The following is a 23,339-nucleotide window of genomic DNA, read 5'->3' as shown; positions in this document are numbered from 1 at the left end:
ATAGACGCCTTGAACCCTGTAGGAGCGAGCTTGCTCGCGATAGCGGTTTGTCAGGCAGCATTTTTGTCGACTGAACGAATGTCATCGCGGGCAAGCCCGCTCCCACAGGGTCTACGGCGTATCAACCATCTTCTTCTATGTCCAGCAACAGGTTTTCCAGTGCCTCACGGTACTCGCCGGGCTCCTTCCACATCCCGCGTTGCTGCGCTTCGAGCATCCGCTCGGTCATGTCGCGCAAGGCATGAGGGTTGTGTTCGCGAACAAAATCACGGGTTGCCGGATCAAGCAGATACGCATCGGCCAGCAACGCGTACTGGTGATCGTCGATCAACTGCGTGGTCGCGTCGAAAGCGAACAGGTTATCGACCGTCGCCGCCATCTCAAACGCACCTTTGTAGCCGTGACGCTTGACGCCATCGAGCCACTTCGGATTCGCCGCCCGGGAACGGATCACCCGGTTCAGCTCTTCCTTCAAGGTGCGGATTTTCGGCAGGTCCGGTTGACTGTTATCGCCATGATAGCTGGCCGCTGCTGCGCCGCTGAGGCTTTCGACCGCCGCGAGCATGCCGCCCTGGAACTGGTAGTAATCGTTGGAGTCGAGCAAATCGTGTTCGCGGTTATCCTGGTTCTGCAGCACCGCTTGAACCTGCCCGAGCCGTTGGGCGAACTGATCGCGGGCGGCGGTGCCATCGTCGGAACCGCCGTAAGCGTAGCCGCCCCAGTTCAAATAAACCTCGGCCAGATCCTCGCGGCTTTGCCACAGACGTCCGTCAATCGCACCCTGCACGCCTGCGCCGTAGGCCCCCGGCTTGGCACCGAAAATACGCCAGCCGGCCTGACGCCGCGCCGCGTCTTCGTCCAGCCCCGCGTGCAACAGCGATGCTCGTTCGGCGCGCACTTTGGCTGCCAACGGGTTGAGATCGTCCGGCTCGTCCAGTTCCGCGACCGCTTGAACGGCCGCGTCGAACAGGCGGATCAGGTTGGCAAACGCATCGCGAAAGAAACCTGAAACCCGCAGCGTCACGTCCACCCGAGGACGGTCCAGCAGGCTCAGCGGCAGAATCTCGAAGTCGTCGACCCGTTGACTGCCGGTAGCCCATACCGGGCGCACGCCCATCAGCGCCATGGCCTGGGCGATGTCGTCGCCACCGGTACGCATGGTCGCCGTGCCCCAGACCGACAAACCAAGCTGACGCAAATGATCGCCGTGATCTTGCAGGTGACGTTCAAGAATCAGGTTGGCCGACTGGAAACCGATGCGCCACGCCGTGGTGGTCGGCAGGTTGCGCACGTCCACCGAATAGAAATTGCGCCCGGTGGGCAGCACGTCCAGGCGTCCGCGGCTCGGTGCACCGCTGGGGCCGGCCGGAACGAAGCGCCCACTCAGGGCGTCGAGCAGGCCACGCATCTCTGCGGGACCGCAGGCATCCAGACGTGGGGCGATGACGCCACGCAAACCGTCGAGAATGGCTCGCACCTCGCTCCACTCCGTTTCCTGTAGGAGCGAGCTTGCTCGCGATGGAGTATCAGACGCATGGGTGTCGACTGACACACCATCACGAGCAGGCTCGCTCTCACAGGGATTATTCAACGCGCCCGAAATCAACTGCGTGGCGAACAACTCAAGCCGCTCGCGGGTATCGCCCGCCGTGCGCCAAGTCTCGTCGCTGATCAGCAAAAGAGGCCCGGGACGCGGCCCGGTCCACGGCTCGGCCAAGGCGCAATCGAGCGGATCGAAACCCAATGCGAAAGCCTTCGCCAGCGCTCGCAGCAGACTCGACTGCGCGCCACGACCATCGCCCCGCGGGATGCGCAGCAGCGCCAGCAGTGTGTCGATGCGCAATCGGCCCGTCGGGGACTCGCCAAACACGTGCAGGCCATCGCGAATCTGCGACTCCTTCAAGTCACATAGATACGTGTCCAGGCGCGGCAGCCAGATGGCCGCATCGGCATCGCTGTCGAGTTTTTCGTCCAACTGCAATTCGCGGTCGATGTGGGTGTCACGCACCAGTTGCAAAATGTCCCGTTGCAACTCTCGGGCACGGCGAGGATCGAGCAATTGCGCTTCGTAATACTCGTCGGCCAGCAACTCAAGGTTGCGCAGCGGGCCGTAGGTTTCGGCGCGGGTCAGCGGCGGCATCAGGTGATCAATGATCACCGCCTGGGTGCGACGCTTGGCCTGGGCACCCTCGCCCGGATCGTTGACAATAAATGGATAGATGTTCGGCAACGGCCCAAGCAACGCATCCGGCCAGCAGTTTTCCGACAACCCTACGCCTTTGCCCGGCAGCCATTCCAGGTTGCCGTGCTTGCCGACATGGATCACGCCGTGGGCACCGTAGGTGTTGCGCAACCAGAAGTAGAACGCCAGGTAAGCGTGGGGCGGCACCAGATCCGGGTCGTGGTACACGGCGCTCGGATCCACTTGATAGCCCCGCGCCGGTTGAATGCCGACGAAGGTCAGGCCGAAACGCAGACCGGCGATCATCATCCGGCCATTACGGCACATCGGGTCGGTCTCGGGCGCGCCCCAACGCTCCAGCACGGCCTGACGATTGACCTGCGGCAGCGCGTTGAACATCCTCCAGTAATCATCCATGGCCAGGCTTTGCTGGCAAGGGCGCTGGTCAAGGGTGTCCAGATCGTTGCTGACGCCGCCGAGCAATTGCTGGATCAGCGCAGTGCCGCTGTCCGGCAATTCAGCCGGCAACGGATAACCTTGCGCATGCAGCGCCCGCAGGATATTCAGCGCGGCGGCCGGGGTATCGAGACCGACGCCATTACCGATGCGACCGTCGCGGGTCGGATAATTGGCCAGAATCAGCGCGACGCGTTTTTCACTGTTCGGCACCCGCGCCAGATCGATCCAGCGCCGCGCCAACTGCGCCACGAAATCCATGCGCTCGGGTGCGGGCCGATAGCAGACCACATCCGACTGGCTGCGCTCGCTGCGCCACGCCAGGTCCTTGAAGCTGATCGGGCGGCTGATGATCCGCCCGTCCAGTTCCGGCAAGGCGATGTGCATCGCCAGATCACGCGGACCGAGGCCTTGTTCGCTGGCACGCCAGCCTGGCTCGTTGTCCTGGGCGCAAATCGCCTGGATCACCGGGATATTGCGACGAAACGGACGCAAGTGCGGCGCTTCCGGGCTGGACTGGGCGAATCCGGTGGTGTTCAAAATGACCCCGGCCTCGACCTCATCCAGCCAGTCCTCGACCACCGAGAGGCAGCCGGGTTCTTTCAGACTGGCCAGCGCAATCGGCAACGGGTTCAACCCCGCCGCTTGCAGGCGCTGACAGAAAACATCAATGAAACCGGTATTCGCCGCCTGCAAATGCGAGCGATAGAACAGCACTCCCGCCACCGGTTGATCAGCCTGCCAGTCGGCTTGCCAATCGCTCAATGTGGCCGGGCTTTTTTTCGGGTGATAGATCGCTGTGCGCGGCAGGATTTGTGGTTCGGACCATGCGAAGTCGCGCCCCAGCCACCGTCCGGCCAGACAACGGAACAGATCCAGCGCATTGGCCATGCCGCCCTGGCGCAGGAAATGCCAGAGGCGGTCGCGGTCTTCAGGGGACACGGTGCTCAGATCACTGAGTTCCGGATCCGGACGATCATCTCCCGGCACCAGAATCAATTGCACGCCGCGCTGCGACAGTTCGACCAACCGCTCAACGCCGTAACGCCAATAGGCGATACCGCCGTGCAATGAAATCAGGATCACTTTGGCGTGACGCAGCACTTCGTCGACGTACAGATCCACCGAGGCGTGATTCTGCACCTGCATCGGGTTGGCGAGACGCACGCTGGGATAATCGTCGGGCAACTGCTGCGCCGCTTCGGCGAGCAGCGCCAGGCTGGAGTCGCCGCTGCACAGGATCACCAGTTCGGCGGGGGTTTGTCCGAGGTCGGCAATGTTGTCTTGCGACACAAAACCGCCGGGCTGGGTCCTGAGCAGGTGCATGGCTACACGCTGAGCGCGGCGCGCAATTGCGCTTCGAGCGTGGCGGCATCCAGTGCCTGGCCGATCAGCACCAGGCGCGTGCTGCGCGCCTCGTCGGTCCCCCACTGGCGATCGAAGTGTTTATCGAAACGCGTGCCCACGCCCTGGATCAGCAGGCGCATCGGTTTGTTCGGGATCGCGGCGAAACCTTTGACCCGCAGGATGCCATGCTGGACCACCAACTGGGTCAGTGCATCCATCAGCAGGCTTTCGTCTGCTTGCGGCAGTTCGATGGAGATCGAATCGAAGGCGTCGTGATCGTGGTCGTCATGATCATCGCCGTCAAGATGGTGATCGTGGTGGCTGTGACGGCTGTCGATGTGCTCTTCGGAGCCGGCGCCGAGGCCGATCAACACGTCCAGTGGCAAGCGACCGCTGCTGGCTTCGATGATCTTCACCGCAGGCGGCAGCTCTTCGGCGACTTCTGCGCGTACCCGGGCCAGATCTTGCGGGTTGATCAGGTCGGCTTTGTTGAGGATCACCAGATCGGCGCTGGCCAATTGGTCGGCAAACAGTTCGTGCAGCGGCGATTCGTGGTCCAGGTTCGGGTCGAGTTTGCGCTGCGCGTCGACCTGATCCGGAAAAGCGGCGAAAGTACCGGCCGCGACGGCCGGGCTATCGACCACGGTGATCACCGCGTCGACGGTGCAGGCGCTGCGGATTTCCGGCCACTGGAACGCTTGCACCAACGGTTTTGGCAGCGCCAGTCCCGACGTTTCAATGAGGATGTGGTCGAGATCACCACGACGGGCGACCAGTTCGCGCATCACCGGGAAGAACTCTTCCTGGACGGTGCAGCACAGGCAGCCGTTGGCCAGTTCGTAGACACGGCCGTTGGCTTCTTCTTCGGTGCAACCGATGGAGCACTGCTTGAGGATTTCGCCGTCGATGCCCAGCTCACCGAACTCGTTGACGATCACCGCAATGCGGCGACCCTGGGCGTTGTCGAGCATGTGCCGCAGCAAGGTGGTCTTGCCCGAGCCGAGGAAGCCGGTGACGATCGTGACGGGGAGTTTGGCCAGTGTTTTCATCGGATACCCTTTGGCTTTGGAGGCGGGCATACGGGACGAGAGCCGGCCACGTGCACACGCGCCGGAAGCGTTCGCCACCGGATCACCCCGCCCGGTTGTAGTGAGAATCTGTATCGAGGCAGGTCTCCTGGCTGACGGCGTGCCGGCCTTGGGCCTGGCATTCACTGCGCCTTCCCGCGGGCTCAAGGGTTGAGCGTGCAGTGGCGTGGCAGCGAACATCACCGTTCACAGTTGCGGGGGCAGCCGCGGCATCGACCGCGTTCCCTTCTTAGCTTCGACAAACGCCGAAGAACCTCGAATGCGCAAGGCTACGCATCGTATTGGGGCGGGTCAATCACTGAGAGCGCCTCCTTCCTACAAAGTGCAAATCAACAGAAGACGCCAAGTGAGAACCACTGCCAATTGACGCGAACGCCTCGCCCATGCTCTCCTACACGCTTTGTTACGGGTGCCCTTCACAGGGTGAAACGGGAAACCGGTGAATCATGTGCTTTACTCCAAAGCCATGTCAGTCCGGTGCTGCCCCCGCAACGGTAAGCGAGTGAAGCGTCAAAACCACTGTGCCACTGCGGCATGGGAAGGTGATGCTTTCAGGTTCAGGCAAATGCCTGGCGCCCCTCGTGAGCCCGGAGACCGGCCCGCAACACAAAGTGACCTGTACGTTCACTGAACAACAAACCCGCGGTGGGCGGGCGCTGTTTGCACCCCCTTGCGCGCCCGTTCGTGCCGGGTTTTGCATGCGCCCTTATTCCCCGCTGACAGACCAGAGGGAAACGCCATGTCGATCACCAGCAGCGCCGAACACACCAGCGCCAGCACCACTTCTACCTTGACCCAACGTATGACCGCCGCCATTTTCGCGTCGATCCTGGGTGCCTGCCTTGTGTATTTCGCCGGTTTCTCGCACATCGAAGCGGTACACAATGCCGCGCACGATACCCGTCACAGCGCCGCGTTCCCGTGCCATTGAGACCTGATGACATGATCAAGCGTATCGCGCAAACCGCTGGTTTCACTGGACTGTTGGCCGCCCTGTTGCTCACCCTGCTGCAAAGCTTCTGGGTTTCGCCGCTGATTCTGCAGGCCGAAACCTACGAAAGATCCGGACCGGCTGCCGTTGAGGTCCACGAACACGCTCACACCGAAGGTGCAGTCGCCGCCCACACTCATGACGCCGAAGCCTGGGAGCCAGAAGACGGCTGGCAGCGTGTACTGTCGACCACCGGCGGTAATCTGGTGGTCGCTGTCGGTTTTGCCCTGATGCTGGCGGGCCTGTACACCCTGCGCGCACCGACCAAAACTTCCCAGGGCCTGCTCTGGGGTTTGGCCGGTTACGCAACCTTCGTGCTTGCGCCAACACTTGGCCTGCCACCAGAACTGCCGGGCACCGCTGCGGCCGATCTGGCACAACGGCAAATGTGGTGGATCGGCACCGCCTCTTCTACCGCCGTCGGCATCGCCTTGATCGCCTTCAGCCGCCACTGGTTGATGAAAGTCCTGGGGATGGCGATCCTCGCTGTTCCGCATGTGATTGGCGCACCACAACCGGAGGTGCATTCGATGCTCGCTCCCGAAGCACTGGAGGCCCAATTCAAAATCGCTTCGCAGTTGACCAACGTGGCGTTCTGGCTGGCCCTTGGCCTGATCAGCGCCTGGTTGTTCCGCCGCAAAAGCGACGGCCAATACCACGCATGACTGAAAACAGCGCAGCGCCGACGCTGGTCGTCGGTCTGGGCTGCCAGCGCGGCTGCCCCGTCAGTACGTTGTTGGCGCTGCTCGATCAGGCGTTGGCAGCGCACCAGATCGCACGGCATGAAATCAAAGCGCTGGCCAGCATCGATTTGAAGCGCGATGAACCCGCTCTGATCGAGTTGGCAAATCAACTGGCACTGCCGTTGCAGTACTTCAGTTGCGAAGAACTTGCAGCTTATGAGCACCAGCTAAGTCATCAATCGCAAATCGCCTTCGAGCGCACCGGTTGTTATGGCGTAGCGGAAAGCGCTGCGCTGGCTCTGGCTGAACAACTGGCTCAAGGCCCGGCAAAATTGCTGATTCCACGTCAAAAATATGCCCAGGCAACCCTGGCATTGGCCGGCGCGGCCTGAAACCCCGATAATCCCCGCTCTCGATCATGAACATTCTTCATCTGAAGCCCTGTTCAGCCCCTTTATCCCACAGGAACCGACGATGACCGTCTACTTTATTGGCGCAGGTCCCGGCGACCCGGAACTGATCACCGTCAAAGGCCAGCGACTGATTCGCAGCTGCCCGGTGATCATCTACGCCGGCTCACTGGTTCCCGCTGCGGTTCTGGAAGGTCATTGTGCCGAACAGGTGGTCAACAGCGCCGAACTGCACCTTGAACAGATCATCGACCTGATCAAGGCCGCCCACGCCAAAGGTCAGGATGTGGCGCGAGTGCATTCCGGCGATCCGAGCCTGTATGGCGCCATTGGCGAGCAGATTCGTTATTTGCGTGAGCTGGGCATCCCGTTCGAAATCGTCCCTGGCGTCACCGCCACCGCCGCGTGTGCAGCGCTGCTGGGTACCGAGCTCACGCTGCCGGACATTTCGCAAAGCGTGATCCTGACCCGCTACGCCGACAAGACCGCCATGCCACCGGGCGAGGAATTCTCAAGCCTGGCGCAGCACGGCGCGACCATGGCGATCCATCTGGGGGTTAATCATCTGGTGAAGATTGTTGCCCAGTTGGTGCCGCATTACGGCGTCGATTGCCCGATTGCAGTGGTGCACCGCGCGAGTTGGCCGGATCAGGATTGGGTGGTGGGAACGCTGGCAGATATTGTCGGCAAGGTTGAAGCGAAGGGGTTTCGTCGTACGGCGTTGATTCTGGTAGGACGGGTGTTGGGCAGTGATCACTTCAGCGAGTCATCGCTGTATCGTGCCGGGCATGCGCATCTTTATCGCCCTTGAGTCAAAAAATCGCAGCCTTCGGCAGCTCCTACAGGAGAACGCATTCTCTCGTAGGAGCTGCCGAAGGCTGCGATCTTTTATGCATCACCCATAAAAAAACGGCGCTCACGGGGCGCCGTTTTTTATGCCGCAGCGAACACCTTAGTAGTAGGCGTTTTCTTTCTGCGTGTGGTCGGTCACGTCCCGAACACCCTTGAGCTCCGGAATGCGCTCAAGCAATGTACGCTCGATGCCTTCCTTGAGCGTCACGTCGGCTTGACCGCAACCCTGGCAACCACCGCCGAACTGCAGAACAGCGATGCCGTCCTCGACCACGTCGATCAGGCTCACCTGTCCGCCGTGGCTGGCCAGCCCCGGGTTGATTTCGGTTTGCAGGTAATAGTTGATGCGCTCATTGACCGGGCTGTCAGCGTTGACCATCGGGACTTTGGCGTTTGGCGCCTTGATGGTCAGCTGGCCACCCATGCGGTCGGTGGCGTAGTCGACGACCGCGTCATCCAGGAATGCTTCGCTGAACGAATCGATGTACGCAGTGAAGCTTTTGAGCCCCAGTGCGGTGTCCTCGGGTTTTTCTTCGCCCGGCTTGCAGTAGGCAATGCAGGTTTCGGCGTACTGGGTGCCAGGCTGGGTGATGAAGACGCGGATACCGATACCCGGGGTGTTCTGCTTGGAGAGCAGATCAGCCAGGTAATCGTGGGCGGCGTCGGTAATGGTAATAGCGGTCATGGAAACTCCTCGCAGGCTTGGGCGCAGTTTACGCCAATCAACGCGCCGGACAAAGTCCTAGTATTTTTGTCAGGAAAAGATCTTTTCATACCCTGTAGGAGCTGGCTTGCCGGCGAAGGCGTCAGGTCAGTTGACATTTATATTGAATGTCTTGCCCTCATCGCTGGCAAGCCAGCTCCTACGGGGATTGTGGTGGATCAAAGGTTCTCGTAACGATTCATGTCCAGCACGCCCTCTTCCACCGGATCTGTCTCGTGGATATAGCGGCTCAGGTCATGAAAATACTGCCAGAACTGCGGATGACTGCGGCGAATACCCCAACGTTCGACGATTTTCTCGAAACTGTCGGCGTCCCTGGCGCTTTCCATCGCGCCCACAAACTCAGGCACTTGTCCGGCCGGGATGTTGAACATGAAGTTCGGATAACTGCTTAACACACCCGGGAAAATGGTCAGGGTATCGAGCCCCGGCTGAAAGCGCATCGATTCGCCGAGCATGAACGCCACATTGCTGTGCGCGCGGTTGCGCAGCAGGCTGTAGGCCACACGCTTGCCGCTCGCGGCTTCCACTCGCAGCATGGTGGCTTCGGGCAACTGATCAATGACCTTCAATCCGGCCGCCGGGCGCGAGGCCAGGTGGCTGAGAGCCTGTTCGGCGCTCTGCAGGTCAGGATCGATGTTCGGCCGGGAGCAATAGGCCCCCTCGCAGCGGTTGATGGGATCGGGCTGCGCATTGAGGTCGCCATAACGGGCCAGCAATTGTTTGGCAAAATCGCGCTTGGGGTCTGCCTCGTCGAGTTTCAGTGCAGTCGGCTTATCGTTGTCGATGGACTCGTAATCCAGCCACATTTTGAATTTGCCACTGTTTTGATACCAGTCATCAAGGTAACCATCGCGAGAATCGGCGGGCATCAAACGCAAGAAGTTCTGCTCGGCACCGTTACGGATCAGGTCGAAGTACAGGCGGGTCTGGGCCTGATGGGAAACGTTGCCGAACACATCGAAGTTGACCGCCAACTGGTAATAAGTGCGCTCCAGCAACGGATAGTCGAACAGCCATATCGTTTGCGGCACGTCGCCGATCAGGCCCTTGGTCACCGAGGCGCTGTCGAAGTGACGGAAGATGCTCAGCAACGAATTGTCGTTACCGGCCCAGAGTGTCGACCAGCTCGGCGCCGGTTCATCGGCGTAACTGTCGCGGCGCAAGGCCTCGTATTCGTTGCGTTTGTCACGGTAGTCGTGCCATAGACTCAAGACGCTGCCGACGTCATCGTTCTGCCCCGGCATCGCCAGCAACGGCGTGGCCTGGCCGCGGTAATTCGGGTCGGTGACATAAAGATCGTGGTCCGGCGCCTGGAACAACGCCCAGAAGTTGTCGCGAATTACATCTGTGGCGATCTGGCCGCGGCACACCGGCCCGCGAATAAAGGTGCGAACGAAGTATTCGGCGTTATCGAGCATGAACTGATAACGCGCCTGGGCCGGGATCGCCTCAAAGGTGGCGAAGGGGTTGGCCCGGCTCTGCGGCCCATAACCCGGCAGCGCGTCGACCTGCCAGCTGCCGTTGTAGAACAGGCTTTTGACCCGGGCCATTTTCGCCGGGCTCAGCGGATAGGCAATGTGGGTCTTGTGCACGATCACGCCCTGCACCGGCCACAAACGGTAATAAAAGACGGTACCCGGGTCATCGTTCGGGCGACGGCTGTTGATCAGGTCAATCGGCTGGCCGGTCGGTGTACGCGAACGCACCCACTGAAAGAAATGCCCGGCCTCGCCATCCTTGAAGTAGAGATGCGCAAGGAACCAGTGCTCATATAGCCAACGCCCCACCAGGCTCTGCCTGGCGCCGGGCGAATTGAGCAGGTTTTCCCACTGCACCACCTGCAGGGCCTCTTTGGCGTCAGGGACCAGGCCCTGCTCATCGATGGGTGCGCCGGAGGTCAGCCAGCGTTGCAACGTCTGGTATTGCTGATTGGTCAGGCCGGTCACTGCCAGCGGCATGCCTTCTTTGGGATGGGTTGAGGCATAAGCGTCAAACTCCGCCGGCATGGCGCACATGTTTTCGCGGTTCAGGCCCAGGACAATGTCTTGCGGCAGTTTGGCGTTAGGTTGCAAAGGTGTGTTGTGGCCCAGTTCAAGCATGCGTGCCATCAGTGCGGCCTGACTCGCCTGTGCATCAAGCACCGAATAGAAGCCCTTTTGCTGCCAGGCGGTTTTCCCGGAGGCATCCATAAACAGGCGCGTCGGTGCAACTGCTTTGCTGCGATCGCCATCGTAGACCGGAATTTTCGTCGCGCCTCGCGCCGCGCCTTCACCACTGCCGAGGTTGAGCTGACAGGCTGCATCGTTGCAGGCGTGGCAGGCCACGCACTTTTCAGTGAAGATCGGCTGGATGTCACGGCTGTAGGAAATCGCTGGCAAAATCGCTGGATCTTGCGCCGCAGCGCCCCAGCTTAAAAACAACAGCACAGCGCTGATGATGAAGCGATACGACATGTCCCTGGTCCCGATCCTTTAAAAAACGCCGCGATTCTACAGCTCAGACGCACCAGCCAACATGAGCGATATTCATGCTAAACCCGGTCATGCTCTAAAAGCGCACAAGTTTGTTATGATCCCGGCCCTTCGTCATGGTCTTTCCGAGTAGTCCCAATGTCCGATCGCAGTGTTCGCCTTCAAGCCCTCAAGCACGCCCTCAAAGAGCGCATCCTGATTCTCGATGGCGGCATGGGCACGATGATCCAGAGCTACAAGCTCGAAGAACAGGATTACCGTGGCAAACGCTTCGCCGACTGGCCAAGCGATGTCAAAGGCAACAACGACCTGTTGGTGCTGACGCGCCCGGACGTGATTGGCGGGATCGAGAAAGCCTACCTCGATGCCGGCGCGGACATTCTGGAAACCAACACCTTCAACGCCACCCAGATTTCCCTGGCCGACTACGGCATGCAGGGCCTGGCGTATGAGTTAAACGTTGAAGGCGCTCGCCTGGCCCGCAAGGTGGCCGACGCCAAGACCCTCGAAACCCCGGACAAGCCGCGCTTCGTCGCCGGCGTACTCGGCCCGACCAGCCGTACCTGCTCGCTGTCCCCGGACGTGAACAACCCCGGCTACCGCAACGTGACCTTCGATGAACTGGTGGAAAACTACACCGAGTCCACCAAGGGCCTGATCGAAGGCGGCGCCGACCTGATCCTGATCGAAACCATTTTCGACACCCTGAATGCCAAGGCGGCGATCTTCGCCGTGCAAGGTGTGTTCGAAGAATTGGGCATTGAATTGCCGATCATGATTTCCGGCACCATCACCGACGCCTCCGGTCGCACCCTGTCCGGGCAGACCACCGAAGCGTTCTGGAACTCCGTGGCCCACGCCAGGCCGATCTCGGTCGGCCTGAACTGCGCCCTCGGCGCCAGCGAATTGCGCCCGTACCTGGAGGAGTTGTCGAACAAGGCCAACACCCACGTTTCCGCGCACCCCAACGCCGGTCTGCCGAACGAATTCGGTGAGTACGACGAGCTGCCGTCGCAAACCGCCAAGGTCATCGAAGAATTCGCCCAAAGCGGTTTCCTGAACATCGTTGGCGGCTGCTGCGGCACGACGCCGGGCCACATCGAAGCCATCGCCAAAGCCGTGGCCGGTTACGCGCCGCGCCAGATCCCGGACATCCCGAAGGCTTGCCGCCTCTCGGGCCTGGAGCCGTTCACCATCGATCGCAACTCGCTGTTCGTCAACGTCGGCGAGCGCACCAACATCACCGGTTCCGCCAAGTTCGCCCGCCTGATCCGTGAAGACAATTACACCGAAGCCCTGGAAGTCGCCCTGCAGCAGGTCGAAGCCGGCGCTCAGGTGATCGACATCAACATGGACGAGGGGATGCTCGATTCGAAGAAGGCCATGGTGACCTTCCTCAATCTGATCGCCGGCGAACCGGACATCTCCCGCGTACCGATCATGATCGACTCCTCCAAGTGGGAAGTGATCGAAGCCGGCCTCAAATGCATCCAGGGCAAGGGCATCGTCAACTCGATCAGCATGAAAGAAGGCGTCGAGCAGTTCATTCATCACGCCAAACTGTGCAAGCGCTACGGCGCCGCCGTGGTGGTGATGGCCTTCGACGAAGCCGGCCAGGCCGATACCGAAGCGCGCAAGAAGGAAATCTGCAAACGCTCCTACGACATTCTGGTCAACGAAGTGGACTTCCCGCCGGAAGACATCATCTTCGACCCGAACATCTTCGCCGTGGCCACCGGTATCGAAGAACACAACAACTACGCCGTCGACTTCATCAATGCCTGCGCCTACATTCGTGATGAACTGCCGTACGCGCTGACCTCCGGCGGCGTGTCCAACGTGTCGTTCTCGTTCCGTGGCAACAACCCGGTGCGTGAAGCGATCCACTCGGTGTTCCTCCTGTACGCGATCCGTTCCGGCCTGACCATGGGCATCGTCAACGCCGGTCAACTGGAGATCTACGACCAGATCCCGGCGGAACTGCGCGACGCCGTGGAAGACGTGGTCCTCAACCGCACCCCGGATGGCACCGACGCCCTCCTCGCCATCGCCGACAAGTACAAGGGCGATGGCAGCGTCAAGGAAGCCGAGACCGAAGAGTGGCGCGGCTGGGACGTCAACAAGCGTCTGGAACACGCACTGGTCAAGGGCATCACTACCCATATTGTCGAAGACACCGAAGAATCCCGTCAGTCCTTCGCCCGTCCGATCGAAGTGATCGAAGGCCCGCTGATGTCCGGCATGAACATTGTTGGCGACCTCTTCGGCGCTGGCAAAATGTTCCTGCCCCAGGTAGTGAAATCCGCCCGCGTAATGAAACAGGCCGTCGCGCACCTGATCCCGTTCATCGAGCTGGAAAAAGGCGACAAGCCGGAAGCCAAGGGCAAGATCCTCATGGCCACGGTAAAAGGCGACGTGCACGACATCGGCAAGAACATTGTCGGTGTGGTGCTCGGTTGCAACGGCTACGACATCGTCGACCTCGGCGTGATGGTCCCGGCAGAAAAAATCCTGCAAGTGGCCAAGGAGCAGAAGTGCGACATCATCGGCCTGTCTGGCCTGATCACTCCGTCGCTGGATGAGATGGTCCACGTCGCCCGCGAGATGCAGCGCCAGGATTTCCACCTGCCGCTGATGATCGGTGGCGCCACCACCTCCAAGGCGCACACAGCGGTGAAGATCGAACCCAAGTACAGCAACGATGCCGTGATCTACGTCACCGACGCCTCTCGCGCCGTGGGCGTGGCGACCCAATTGCTGTCCAAGGAACTCAAGGCCGGTTTCGTCGAGAAAACCCGCCAGGACTATATCGAAGTCCGTGAGCGCACCGCCAACCGCAGCGCCCGCACCGAACGCCTGAGCTACGGCGCGGCCATCGCCAAGAAGCCACAGTTCGACTGGGCGAACTACACACCGGTCAAGCCGACCTTCACCGGATCGCGGGTGCTCGACAACATCGACCTCAACGTTCTGGCCGAGTACATCGACTGGACACCCTTCTTCATCTCTTGGGACCTGGCCGGTAAATTCCCGCGCATCCTCGAGGACGAAGTGGTCGGCGAAGCCGCTACCTCGCTCTACAAAGACGCCCGGGAAATGCTCACCAAACTGATCGACGAGAAGCTGATCAGCGCCCGTGCGGTGTTCGGCTTCTGGCCAGCCAATCAGGTACACGACGACGACATCGAACTGTACGGCGACGACGGCAAGCCAATGGCCAAGCTGCATCACTTGCGCCAGCAGATCATCAAGACCGACGGCAAGCCAAACTTCTCCCTGGCCGACTTCGTTGCGCCGAAGGACAGCGAAGTGACCGACTACGTCGGTGGTTTCATCACCACCGCCGGTATTGGTGCCGAAGAAGTGGCCAAGGCTTATCAGGATGCTGGCGACGACTACAACTCGATCATGGTCAAGGCCCTGGCCGACCGCCTGGCCGAGGCATGCGCCGAGTGGCTGCACCAGCAAGTGCGTAAAGAGCATTGGGGTTACGCGAAAGACGAGACCCTGGATAACGAGGCGTTGATCAAGGAACAGTACACCGGTATCCGCCCTGCTCCAGGCTACCCGGCGTGCCCGGATCATACCGAGAAAGCCCAACTGTTCGCCCTGCTCGATCCGCAAGCCCAGGAAATGCGCGCCGGTCGCAGCGGTGTGTTCCTGACCGAACACTACGCCATGTTCCCGGCAGCAGCGGTCAGCGGCTGGTACTTCGCTCACCCGCAAGCGCAATACTTCGCCGTGGGTAAAATCGACAAGGACCAGGTGCAGAGCTACACCTCGCGTAAAGGTCAGGAACTGAGCGTGACCGAGCGCTGGCTGGCACCGAATCTGGGTTACGACAACTAAGCACTTTGCTGGCCACAGTCATGTGGCCAACCAAGCCCCCCAGTGGGAGCGAGTCTGCACGCGATAGCGGACTGACAGTCATCATTGATTTCGACTGTAATGGCCTCATCGAGCAGGTTCGCTCCCACATTTACTTTGTCGATTCGGCGAATTGTCTATGCTTGCCTCACACACATCTGTGGTGAGGGATTTATGGACGATCCAGCCGACAACAAACCGCCGACCTTCTGGCAGATGCTGCACAGCGTCATGGCGGCGGCTTTCGGGGTGCAAAGCGGCAAGAACCGCGCCCGTGACTTCACTCACGGCAAACCCAGTCATTTTGTGGTGTTGGGGATAGTGTTCACGGCGGTGTTCGCGTTGACGCTGTTCGGCATCGTGAAGCTGGTGCTGCACCTGGCCGGCGTCTGACCCGGCTTAGTGCATCAAGGTCTGCAGGGTGAAGGGGTAGCGCCAGGACGTCGGTCGCCCCTTGGCGGACAGCTTATGAAAACTTACACCGAAGTCCTGCTTGGCGCCCAGTCCCAGCAACCGTCTGGCCTGAGTCTTATCAATGACCTCGAGCAAGGGTATCTGCCGGTCGCGGCCACCGAACTGGCTGGTGTCGATTCCTTCGTCGTAATCGTGCAATTGCACCATCGCCCAGCCACCCAGGCTGAAATGACCGCCCAGCAGCACGCTCAGGCGATTGTCCAGCAGAGCCTGCAACGCGGCCGGTGAATTGTTGATGGTGCCAAACAACGCGCCCTGGCCAGGCACGCCTCCCGTTTCGGCGTACGCCTGCATGACGCCAAATGCCATCTCGTCATTGGCAGTCCAGACGAGTGAGGCTCGGGGGTAACGCTTGAACAACAACCTGGCCTGCTCATAAGCACGCTGCCGTGTCCAGCCGCCATACACCAGCTGACGCAGCCGAACTTCAGGATGCTCGGCCAATGCCCGACGCAGACCCTTTTCACGCAACTGCGCCGACGGGGTGACCTTCAACCCGGAAAACGCCAGCAGCTCGATCGTATCCCCAGATGTAACAGGAGGATGTCGACGAATCAGCTCTTTGAGCATCAGATAGCCACCTTCCTCGTCATTGGGCACCAGGCTACCGACCCAACCGGGATACCTGTCCGGCCGCGCACCGAGTAGCTTCACCTGATCCGCTGACAGCGCGTTATTGACCAAAAACAGCTTTACACCGCTGCCTTGCGCCAGACGCAGGATTTCGGGCGCCACGGATTGCTCGTTGACGAACACCAGATAGTCGGGACGATTGTGTCCCTGCAGGGCTTCACGGGCCTGTTTGATGATGTTTTCAGGGACCCGGTCGGCATACTGGATGCGCAGGTCCATCCCCAGATTCGTGGCTGCGGCCTGCATGAACTGCGAATAACTGACCCAGAAAGCTTCTTTGGTGGTTCCCGGATTCAGGAACAACACCGACGCCGCTTGGGCACAATTTCCCGCGGCCAAGCCCAGCGTCAGCAGTACGCCCCTCAGAAACTTCAACATGTGTCGACCGAGCCCCGGAAATTCGCCGCGCATTATAGCCAGCGAATCTCCGCTACAACGGCGACTTTTCCGGTTTTTGCCTGACAATCGTCAGAACATAGGCCCGATGTAGTCGCTTACTGGTGACTGACCCAGAAAACCGCCGTCCCCACGACCAGAATGATCAAAAACAAAATCGCCCAGGCATCGACCGAGCTATCGCTTTTTTGTGCTTTGGTTGGGTTGCTCATTGCATCGCCTCTTGTCGGTTTTATCGGTGATTGCATAAAGACTCGATCACAGTAAAGACGACGATTGCCCGCACCACAAACAGGGTCTTTGCGACAACGATTCTCATTAGGCGATTTGGTTCTTTACATATGCTCAAACATCACTTTTACGCATAACTGCAAACTGGTATCTTGCCCCGGCTCCGTAGGGAGAGCGCGGCCGTGCGCGCAGAATTGCAGAGGTTTTATCGGACTCCGGCAAGCACAAAAACGCAGCTGTATCCGAGCGACCCAAGCCTGAGAACAGGACTTATATGTACGTATACGACGAATACGATCAGCGGATCATCGAGGACCGCGTCAAGCAGTTCCGTGATCAGACCCGACGCTATCTGGCAGGGGAGCTGAGCGAAGAAGAGTTCCGCCCGCTGCGCCTGCAAAATGGCCTTTATATCCAGCGTTTCGCCCCGATGTTGCGGGTCGCCGTGCCTTATGGCCAACTGACTTCGCGCCAGATGCGAATGATGGCCAAAATCGCCCGCGACTACGACAAGGGCTACGCCCACATCAGTACCCGGCAGAACGTGCAGTTCAACTGGCCGGCCGTGGAAGACATTCCGGACATCCTCGCTGAGCTGGCCACCGTGCAGATGCACGCGATCCAGACCAGCGGCAACTGCCTGCGCAACGTCACTACCGACCAGTTTGCCGGCGTTGCCGCCGATGAACTGATCGATCCGCGCCCATGGTGCGAGATCGTCCGCCAGTGGACAACGTTCCACCCGGAATTCGCCTACCTGCCGCGTAAGTTCAAGATTGCCGTCAACGGGTCGACTTCCGACCGTGCCGCCATCGAAGTCCACGACATCGGCCTTGAGCCGGTGCACAACGCCGCTGGCGAACTGGGCTTCCGTGTATTGGTGGGTGGCGGCCTGGGCCGTACGCCGGTGGTGGGCGCATTCATCAATGAATTCCTGCCGTGGCAAGACCTGTTGAGCTACCTCGACGCCATCCTGCGGGTCTACAACCGCTACGGCCGTCGTGACAACAAGTACAAGGCGCGGATCAAGATCCTGGTGAAAGCGCTGACGCCTGAAGTCTTCGCGCAGAAAGTCGATGCGGAAATGGAACACCTTCGCGGTGGCCAGACCACACTGACCGAAGCCGAAGTTCATCGTGTCGCCAAGCACTTCGTCGACCCTGAGTACAAGTCCCTGGACAACCAGGCCGGTGCATTGGCCGATCTGGACAAAGAACACCCGGGCTTCGCTCGCTGGCGTGTTCGCAATACCCTGGCCCACAAGAAGCCGGGTTATGTCGCCGTGACCCTGTCCCTGAAGCCGACCGGCGTTGCGCCGGGCGACATCACTGACAAGCAACTAGACGCCGTTGCCGATCTGGCCGACCGCTACAGCTATGGCCAATTGCGCACGTCCCACGAGCAGAACATCATTCTGGCCGACGTCGAGCAGGACAAGCTGTTCACCCTGTGGGGCGAGTTGCGCGAGCAAGGTTTCGCTACGCCGAACATCGGCCTGCTGACCGACATCATCTGCTGCCCCGGTGGTGACTTCTGCTCCCTGGCCAACGCCAAGTCGATCCCGATCGCCGAATCCATCCAGCGTCGTTTCGATGACCTGGACTACCTGTTCGACATCGGCGAACTGGACCTGAACATCTCCGGTTGCATGAACGCCTGCGGTCACCACCACGTCGGCCACATCGGCATCCTCGGGGTGGACAAAAAAGGCGAAGAGTTCTACCAGGTGTCTCTCGGCGGCAGCGCCAGCCGTGACGCCAGCCTGGGCAAGATCCTCGGGCCGTCCTTTGCCCAGGAAGCCATGCCTGACGTGATCGAAAAGCTGATCGACGTGTACATCGAACAACGTACCGAAGACGAGCGTTTCATCGACACCTACCAGCGTATTGGCATCGACCTCTTCAAGGAACGCGTCTATGCAGCGAATCATTAAGAACAACGAAGTCGTCGACGAAACCTGGCACTTGCTGCCGAAGGACTTCAACATCGACGAGATCACCAACTGCGACGACTACATTGTCCCGTTGCAGCTGTGGCGCGAACACAGCCGCATGCTCCTGGCCCGCGACGGCGGCCTGGGCATCTGGCTGGATGCCGATGAGGAAGCCGAGGAAATCAGTGAAGACGTGGCGCAGTTCCAAGTCATCGCCCTGAACTTCCCGGCCTTCACCGATGGCCGCAACTACTCCAACGCCCGCCTGCTGCGCGACCGTTACGGTTTCAAAGGCGAACTGCGGGCCATTGGCGATGTGCTGCGTGATCAACTGTTCTACCTGCATCGCTGCGGTTTCGATGCCTTTGCAATTCGCCCCGATAAAGACCCGTATGAAGCCCTTGAGGGACTCAAGGACTTCTCGGTAACCTATCAGGCCGCCACTGACGAACCGCTGCCGCTGTTTCGTCGCCGGTGATCATGAAGCCTCGAGCCCCTTGCGGGGCTCGAGGCTTTTTTACGTCTACAAGGCACCCTCTCCAGTCGGAAACGGCCGCCCCAATGCCACCCAGTCGTTATAGAGCCTCGCCCCATCCTCCAGCGCTGTGAACACGGCAAACGGGTTGTCAAACGCTCCCGATGGCAATCGAATATTGCGGGGCAATCGCGCCCACAGTTCCTGCGAAGCCTCTGCTTCAGTCAACAGCTGCCAGACCCGTGCCTGAAGATCCAGATAATCAACCTGGAAGTCCGCGGTCAGGGTCAATGCATTGATGGTCCCCAAAAATCGCGCCCCTCCCGGTCTGAGCGCCAGCCGTTGCCAGATCTGTAGCCCCGCCTCGCGCGGCGCCCCTTCAATTGCGCGCAACCAGGCGGCAGGGCCCGAATAGTCATGACCCGGCACGCTCAGCCACAAATTGACGCCCGTTCGTTGTCGATGGCTGACCAGCCGTCGTAACGTGTCTTCATCATCCAGAGGGTTGTTCCACAGCAGCACCCGATCCCTGGCGATGGCCTGGTTCAAGATGGCCTGCGGCACACGGCGAATCTGGTTGTCACGCAAGTCCAGAGTCGTCAGGTAGGGCTGGTCCATGATCCCGGCCGGGCACGTCGTGATGCCGGTATTGCTCAGATTGAGCGAACGCAACTGCGCCATCCCCATCACCATCGGCGGGACGCCCAATGGGTTATCGCTCAGATCCAGCGATTGCAGCTGGGTCAGCGAACTCAACTGTCCCGCTGTGGCCTCTTCGAAGGTCAGTTGGGTGGCACGCAGATTCAACACAGTCAGGTGCTGTAACTGCGCAATGGTGGGTGGCAAGGCGCTTTCAAGCTCACCGTCGATGTTGGGCAATCGCAGGTCGGTGTCTTGCAGATCGAGAGTGCGCAAATTGGGGAACCGCTCAAGGAAGCCGTTCAGCGTCTCCCTTTCGGTCAAGTGGAAGTTTCGCAGGTTCAGCTCCACGACATCGTTGAAACGCACATTCAGCGCTGGCAGCCGGTGGTAGTCTTCATGGCTCAGGTTCATGACGAAACCGTCCACGTGATTGCCTGAATAGTGACTTTGTTGTTGCGGTGAGCGTTTCTTCCAGATATCGATCAATTCATCGGCCAGATCGTTTCGGGTCGCGGCTTCCTGGCGCATGGCGTCTTGTAACGTTCGGGCATTTTGTGCAGCGAGTTGCGTGTGATCAAGGCCTTCGGTACCGGGATCGCCCATTTGCAGGAACGCTACCTCCATATCGTCGATGTCCACCCCCACTTGATCGATCCAGGTGTCTATATCGCTATAGAGTTGATGCATCTGCCGCCTCAGCTCCTCGAGATGACGCTGAGCGTTACCTCCCAGGCGCTGCAACACTTCATCGGCCTCGGCGTCGGAAAACTCGGGATAGATATCCTTGACTTGCAACCTCGATACCTGCCAGGTCAGGGCTGCCGCTTGAGGCGTGCCCGGATAACCGCCGCCTCTGAGTCCGTAAGCCTCGAAGGGCAAACCTGAATCCATCCTGCCCAGACCGAGTATCAGCTCTGAACGAGATAGGAGTCGTTCGCCAACTTGCAGTTTCAATTGCCCACCGAGATCCCGTGATCGCAGCCCCAGCGCTGAACGCTCATCCTTGGACAACACCCCAGCAACAGCTTCATAAAAATCTGTCACCGAACTACCGGACAGATAGCCCGTCCCCGACTTGATCACCATTCGACAATCCACTGCGTCGAGCGGACCGCTGCGATCGAGCAACCGACCTGCAATCGAGCCATCACGCACGTCGATGCGCAGGCCCTTGGACCAGCCGGGCAGGTTTTTCAGTGAGTGCAAAGCCAGGGTGTCCGCCTCGGGATTGGCGACCGAGTGCAGGTAAAGTCCTTCAAACGCCCGATTGAGGCGCACATGCTGCTGAAATTGGCGAGCCTTGCTGTTCAATTGTCTGAACAGTCGTCGCGCCTCGGCGGCGTCCGGCTCAGCCTTGAAGTCAACGCCGTAGCGGTCGAGCAGCTGCTCGAGGGCGAGTTTGGGCACGTCGGGATATTGCCGTTGAAACAATTGCACCCACTGGTGCTCCGACCGTTGCAGCGCCTGGTAAAGGCGGTTGAATCTTTCGCCGGGCGTGCCGAAAGTGTCCGGCAGCGCCCGAACCTCCTGATCGATCCTGAACCGGTCAATAGTGTCCGCCAGCAAAGGGGTCGGAGCTCTGCCCGACTGCATCAGACGCAGCATGTCGTCACTGACAGCACTGACCCTGCCAATCTGTGCCAGCACCTCATCATTGAATGTACCCGCCGGAGCACCGACGCCACGCAGCAAGTCGGTACGTGACAGCATTGGCGAGGTCGATTGCCCGGGCACGGCGATGACCGCTGGTTCGGGACCAGGGACTAACGAGGGTTCGCCCTGTGCATCCTCAAGTTTGATCTGCGCGCCTGCCTCCGTGCCTTTGCTGACTGAGGAAGCGGCATCCGCAACCAGCGGCAGCGCATTGAGCAAGCCGAAAACGGTGCGGGTCACGCCCTCGGAACGTTGCTCGGCCGTCTCGCCATTGAGGGCCTGATCCAGGCCGTAGGCGGCGTCGATCGCCCCGGCCAGGGCCAGCAACCCTTCACCGCCTGGTACAAACAGCGCCAGAGGACCAAACTGGCTCACCCAGTGGACAATCGGTTCAACGACCGCACTCAAGTTGTCGCGGTTGACTTGAGCATCATCACGGATAGTGTCGACACTGGCCTGGGCGGCCTGTTTCATGCTCAACACCAGTTGCGCAAAAGGGTCGGTTTTTGCGGGGGCAGGATCGAAACCGATGTAATCCTCAGGATTCCAATAGCCATCGTTGTTGAAAAATCCGGCTTCCTTGGTCAACCGATGTTGTTGCGGATATTTCACCATGCCATCCAGCGCGGTGAGCACGCCAGCGTGAAACGTACCGTCGCGGCGATCGTCTTCGGCGAAGTGTGAAGCCAACGCCTGCCTGGTTTCGGTCAACCTGCCCTGGTCGACGATCCAGCGGCGCAGCAAGTGTCCATCGGCAAATTCATGCAGGGGCGAGGAATTGCCCGGAATGTACATCAGCACCTTGCCGCTGGTGCGGTCGCGATAGCACCAGATATCCGTCGCGCTGTATCGATAGAGCAGCAGACGGCTTACCTCGACACCTGAGGCGATCCGGGTCGGCGCTTGCAACTGTTGAATCGTCAGGGTTTCCCAAGCCTGATCGATGGGCAATCCCGCCGACCGCATGGCCAGATGCAGGCCCTCTTCGCTCAAACAACCCTCCTTGCGCTGCAGCCAGGCCGCCATGACAAACGCGGCTTTGGTGGACATTCTCAAGGCGAAGGGTTTGACCGCCTCGATGGCCTCATCCGCGGGCCAGGCACTCTCGACATACGCTTGGTACAAGTCCTTGAAAGACAGGAGCCAGACCCATTTTTTGAAGTCGGCAGGCCTGAGACTGATCTGTGTCTGCGGCCCATAGGTTTGCGGTAGCGTACTGCGATAGATGCCCTCATAAGTTTTGTGATTACCGCTGCCGTCGTAGGCAAATTCGTCGACATTTTCAACGATTCGAACCGACGGGCCGACGTCTGGTGGCGTGAATAAACCGAAGGCGTTTTCCCCAAAGCGTCCGTCGGCGACGGTCTGGTAATTGGATAACAACGCTTGCACCAGTGTTTGCGAACGCGTCACTTGCCCCTGGTAAAGGCCGTTCTGGGCAGGATGCCCCGCGTAATCGTAATCGAGCGTAACCAGCAAGGCTGATTGCGGGTCGACGTCCCACCTTTTCTTGATCTCGCATTCAGCGAACTGGGCAGGTGTTTGTGGAAGCACCCTGGCCACGACAGCTTTCAGTTCGTCGAGCAGGGGCAGAGGTTGCGCGGAATTCGCTTCAGACAACTCGTTCATTTTGCATTCCGTTGCAGTTAGAGGAACTTCACCCTAACCAATCTCGGTGGTCTGCAACGTGGGAGTGATCGACAGCTTCTTTCGGAAAATTCGCGGTTTCCAGGCGGAAACCATAACGCTGTCAACTGCAGGGGCGAGCTTGCTTGCGATAGCCGTCTGGATACGTGCGCTCCCCAGACGGGGCGCGTTATCGCTGATG

14 protein-coding genes and 2 riboswitches are annotated in these 23,339 nt (G+C 59.9%); of the genes, 8 read left to right on the top strand and 6 right to left on the bottom strand.

Features of this window, described 5'->3' with window-relative positions; genetic code table 11:
* Positions 1 to 121: 121 nt before the first annotated feature.
* Both cobN and cobW read right to left on the bottom strand, forming a co-directional pair.
* Positions 122 to 3,964 carry a cobaltochelatase subunit CobN gene (gene cobN, locus QMK58_RS13345; RefSeq protein WP_320396423.1) on the bottom strand — a complete coding sequence of 1,281 codons (3,843 nt, stop codon included), beginning with the start codon at positions 3,962 to 3,964 and terminating at the stop codon, positions 122 to 124.
* A gap of 2 nt (positions 3,965 to 3,966) precedes the next feature.
* On the bottom strand, positions 3,967 to 5,034 hold the full coding sequence (cobW, locus tag QMK58_RS13340; RefSeq protein WP_320396422.1) for a cobalamin biosynthesis protein CobW: 1,068 nt from the start codon (positions 5,032 to 5,034) through the stop codon (positions 3,967 to 3,969).
* A gap of 99 nt (positions 5,035 to 5,133) precedes the next feature.
* Positions 5,134 to 5,346, bottom strand: a riboswitch (cobalamin riboswitch).
* A 117-nt stretch (positions 5,347 to 5,463) separates the two neighbouring features.
* A riboswitch (cobalamin riboswitch) is annotated at positions 5,464 to 5,691 on the top strand.
* A 121-nt stretch (positions 5,692 to 5,812) separates the two neighbouring features.
* On the opposite strand from cobW, the gene QMK58_RS13335 reads away from it, so the two are divergent.
* From QMK58_RS13335 to cobM, 4 genes are all read left to right on the top strand, one after another.
* A complete protein-coding gene (locus tag QMK58_RS13335; RefSeq protein ID WP_053160892.1) occupies positions 5,813 to 6,004 on the top strand; it encodes a CbtB domain-containing protein in 192 nt (63 codons plus the stop codon).
* An 11-nt stretch (positions 6,005 to 6,015) separates the two neighbouring features.
* Entirely contained in the window at positions 6,016 to 6,729 is a 714-nt protein-coding gene (locus tag QMK58_RS13330) for a CbtA family protein (protein WP_053160893.1), read from the top strand.
* On the top strand, positions 6,726 to 7,139 hold the full coding sequence (locus QMK58_RS13325) for a cobalamin biosynthesis protein (protein WP_053160894.1): 414 nt from the start codon (positions 6,726 to 6,728) through the stop codon (positions 7,137 to 7,139). The genes QMK58_RS13330 and QMK58_RS13325 overlap by 4 nt, the downstream gene beginning before the upstream one ends.
* An 82-nt stretch (positions 7,140 to 7,221) precedes the next feature.
* Positions 7,222 to 7,968, top strand: a complete 747-nt coding sequence (gene cobM, locus QMK58_RS13320) for a precorrin-4 C(11)-methyltransferase (RefSeq protein WP_320396421.1) — start codon at positions 7,222 to 7,224, stop codon at positions 7,966 to 7,968.
* 141 nt (positions 7,969 to 8,109) lie between these two features.
* On the opposite strand, the gene nfuA is transcribed toward cobM, so the two are convergent.
* Together nfuA and QMK58_RS13310 are read right to left on the bottom strand one after the other, a co-directional pair.
* Positions 8,110 to 8,694, bottom strand: a complete 585-nt coding sequence (gene nfuA / locus QMK58_RS13315; RefSeq protein WP_003225494.1) for a Fe-S biogenesis protein NfuA — start codon at positions 8,692 to 8,694, stop codon at positions 8,110 to 8,112.
* Positions 8,695 to 8,891: 197 nt separating this feature from the next.
* Complete coding sequence (locus QMK58_RS13310) at positions 8,892 to 11,189, bottom strand: fatty acid cis/trans isomerase (protein ID WP_053160896.1); 2,298 nt, start codon at positions 11,187 to 11,189, stop codon at positions 8,892 to 8,894.
* Positions 11,190 to 11,345: 156 nt separating this feature from the next.
* Between QMK58_RS13310 and metH the strand changes: the two genes are divergently transcribed.
* Together metH and QMK58_RS13300 are read left to right on the top strand one after the other, a co-directional pair.
* Positions 11,346 to 15,056 carry a methionine synthase gene (gene metH / locus QMK58_RS13305; RefSeq protein ID WP_053160897.1) on the top strand — a complete coding sequence of 1,237 codons (3,711 nt, stop codon included), beginning with the start codon at positions 11,346 to 11,348 and terminating at the stop codon, positions 15,054 to 15,056.
* A gap of 192 nt (positions 15,057 to 15,248) precedes the next feature.
* Entirely contained in the window at positions 15,249 to 15,467 is a 219-nt protein-coding gene (locus tag QMK58_RS13300; RefSeq protein ID WP_053160898.1) for a DUF2970 domain-containing protein, read from the top strand.
* A 6-nt stretch (positions 15,468 to 15,473) separates the two neighbouring features.
* On the opposite strand, the gene QMK58_RS13295 is transcribed toward QMK58_RS13300, so the two are convergent.
* Positions 15,474 to 16,559, bottom strand: coding sequence for an ABC transporter substrate-binding protein (locus QMK58_RS13295; protein WP_053161354.1), 1,086 nt, complete (start codon positions 16,557 to 16,559; stop codon positions 15,474 to 15,476).
* 523 nt (positions 16,560 to 17,082) lie between these two features.
* On the opposite strand from QMK58_RS13295, the gene QMK58_RS13290 reads away from it, so the two are divergent.
* Together QMK58_RS13290 and QMK58_RS13285 are read left to right on the top strand one after the other, a co-directional pair.
* Positions 17,083 to 18,741: a nitrite/sulfite reductase gene (locus QMK58_RS13290; RefSeq protein ID WP_053160899.1), complete on the top strand. Its 1,659-nt coding sequence runs from the start codon at positions 17,083 to 17,085 to the stop codon at positions 18,739 to 18,741.
* Positions 18,725 to 19,219, top strand: coding sequence for a DUF934 domain-containing protein (locus QMK58_RS13285; RefSeq protein ID WP_053160900.1), 495 nt, complete (start codon positions 18,725 to 18,727; stop codon positions 19,217 to 19,219). Before QMK58_RS13290 ends, QMK58_RS13285 begins: the two co-directional genes overlap by 17 nt.
* A gap of 45 nt (positions 19,220 to 19,264) precedes the next feature.
* Here the strand turns inward: QMK58_RS13285 and QMK58_RS13280 are convergent, their stop codons facing one another.
* A complete protein-coding gene (locus QMK58_RS13280; RefSeq protein ID WP_320396420.1) occupies positions 19,265 to 23,140 on the bottom strand; it encodes a dermonecrotic toxin domain-containing protein in 3,876 nt (1,291 codons plus the stop codon).
* Positions 23,141 to 23,339: the final 199 nt, after the last annotated feature.

Origin of the sequence: Pseudomonas sp. P8_241, from assembly GCF_034008315.1 — a bacterium.
Taxonomy (GTDB): Bacteria; Pseudomonadota; Gammaproteobacteria; order Pseudomonadales; family Pseudomonadaceae; genus Aquipseudomonas.
The sequence above is the reverse complement of the archived record's forward strand: the minus strand, read 5'-3'. Positions and strand labels throughout refer to the sequence as shown.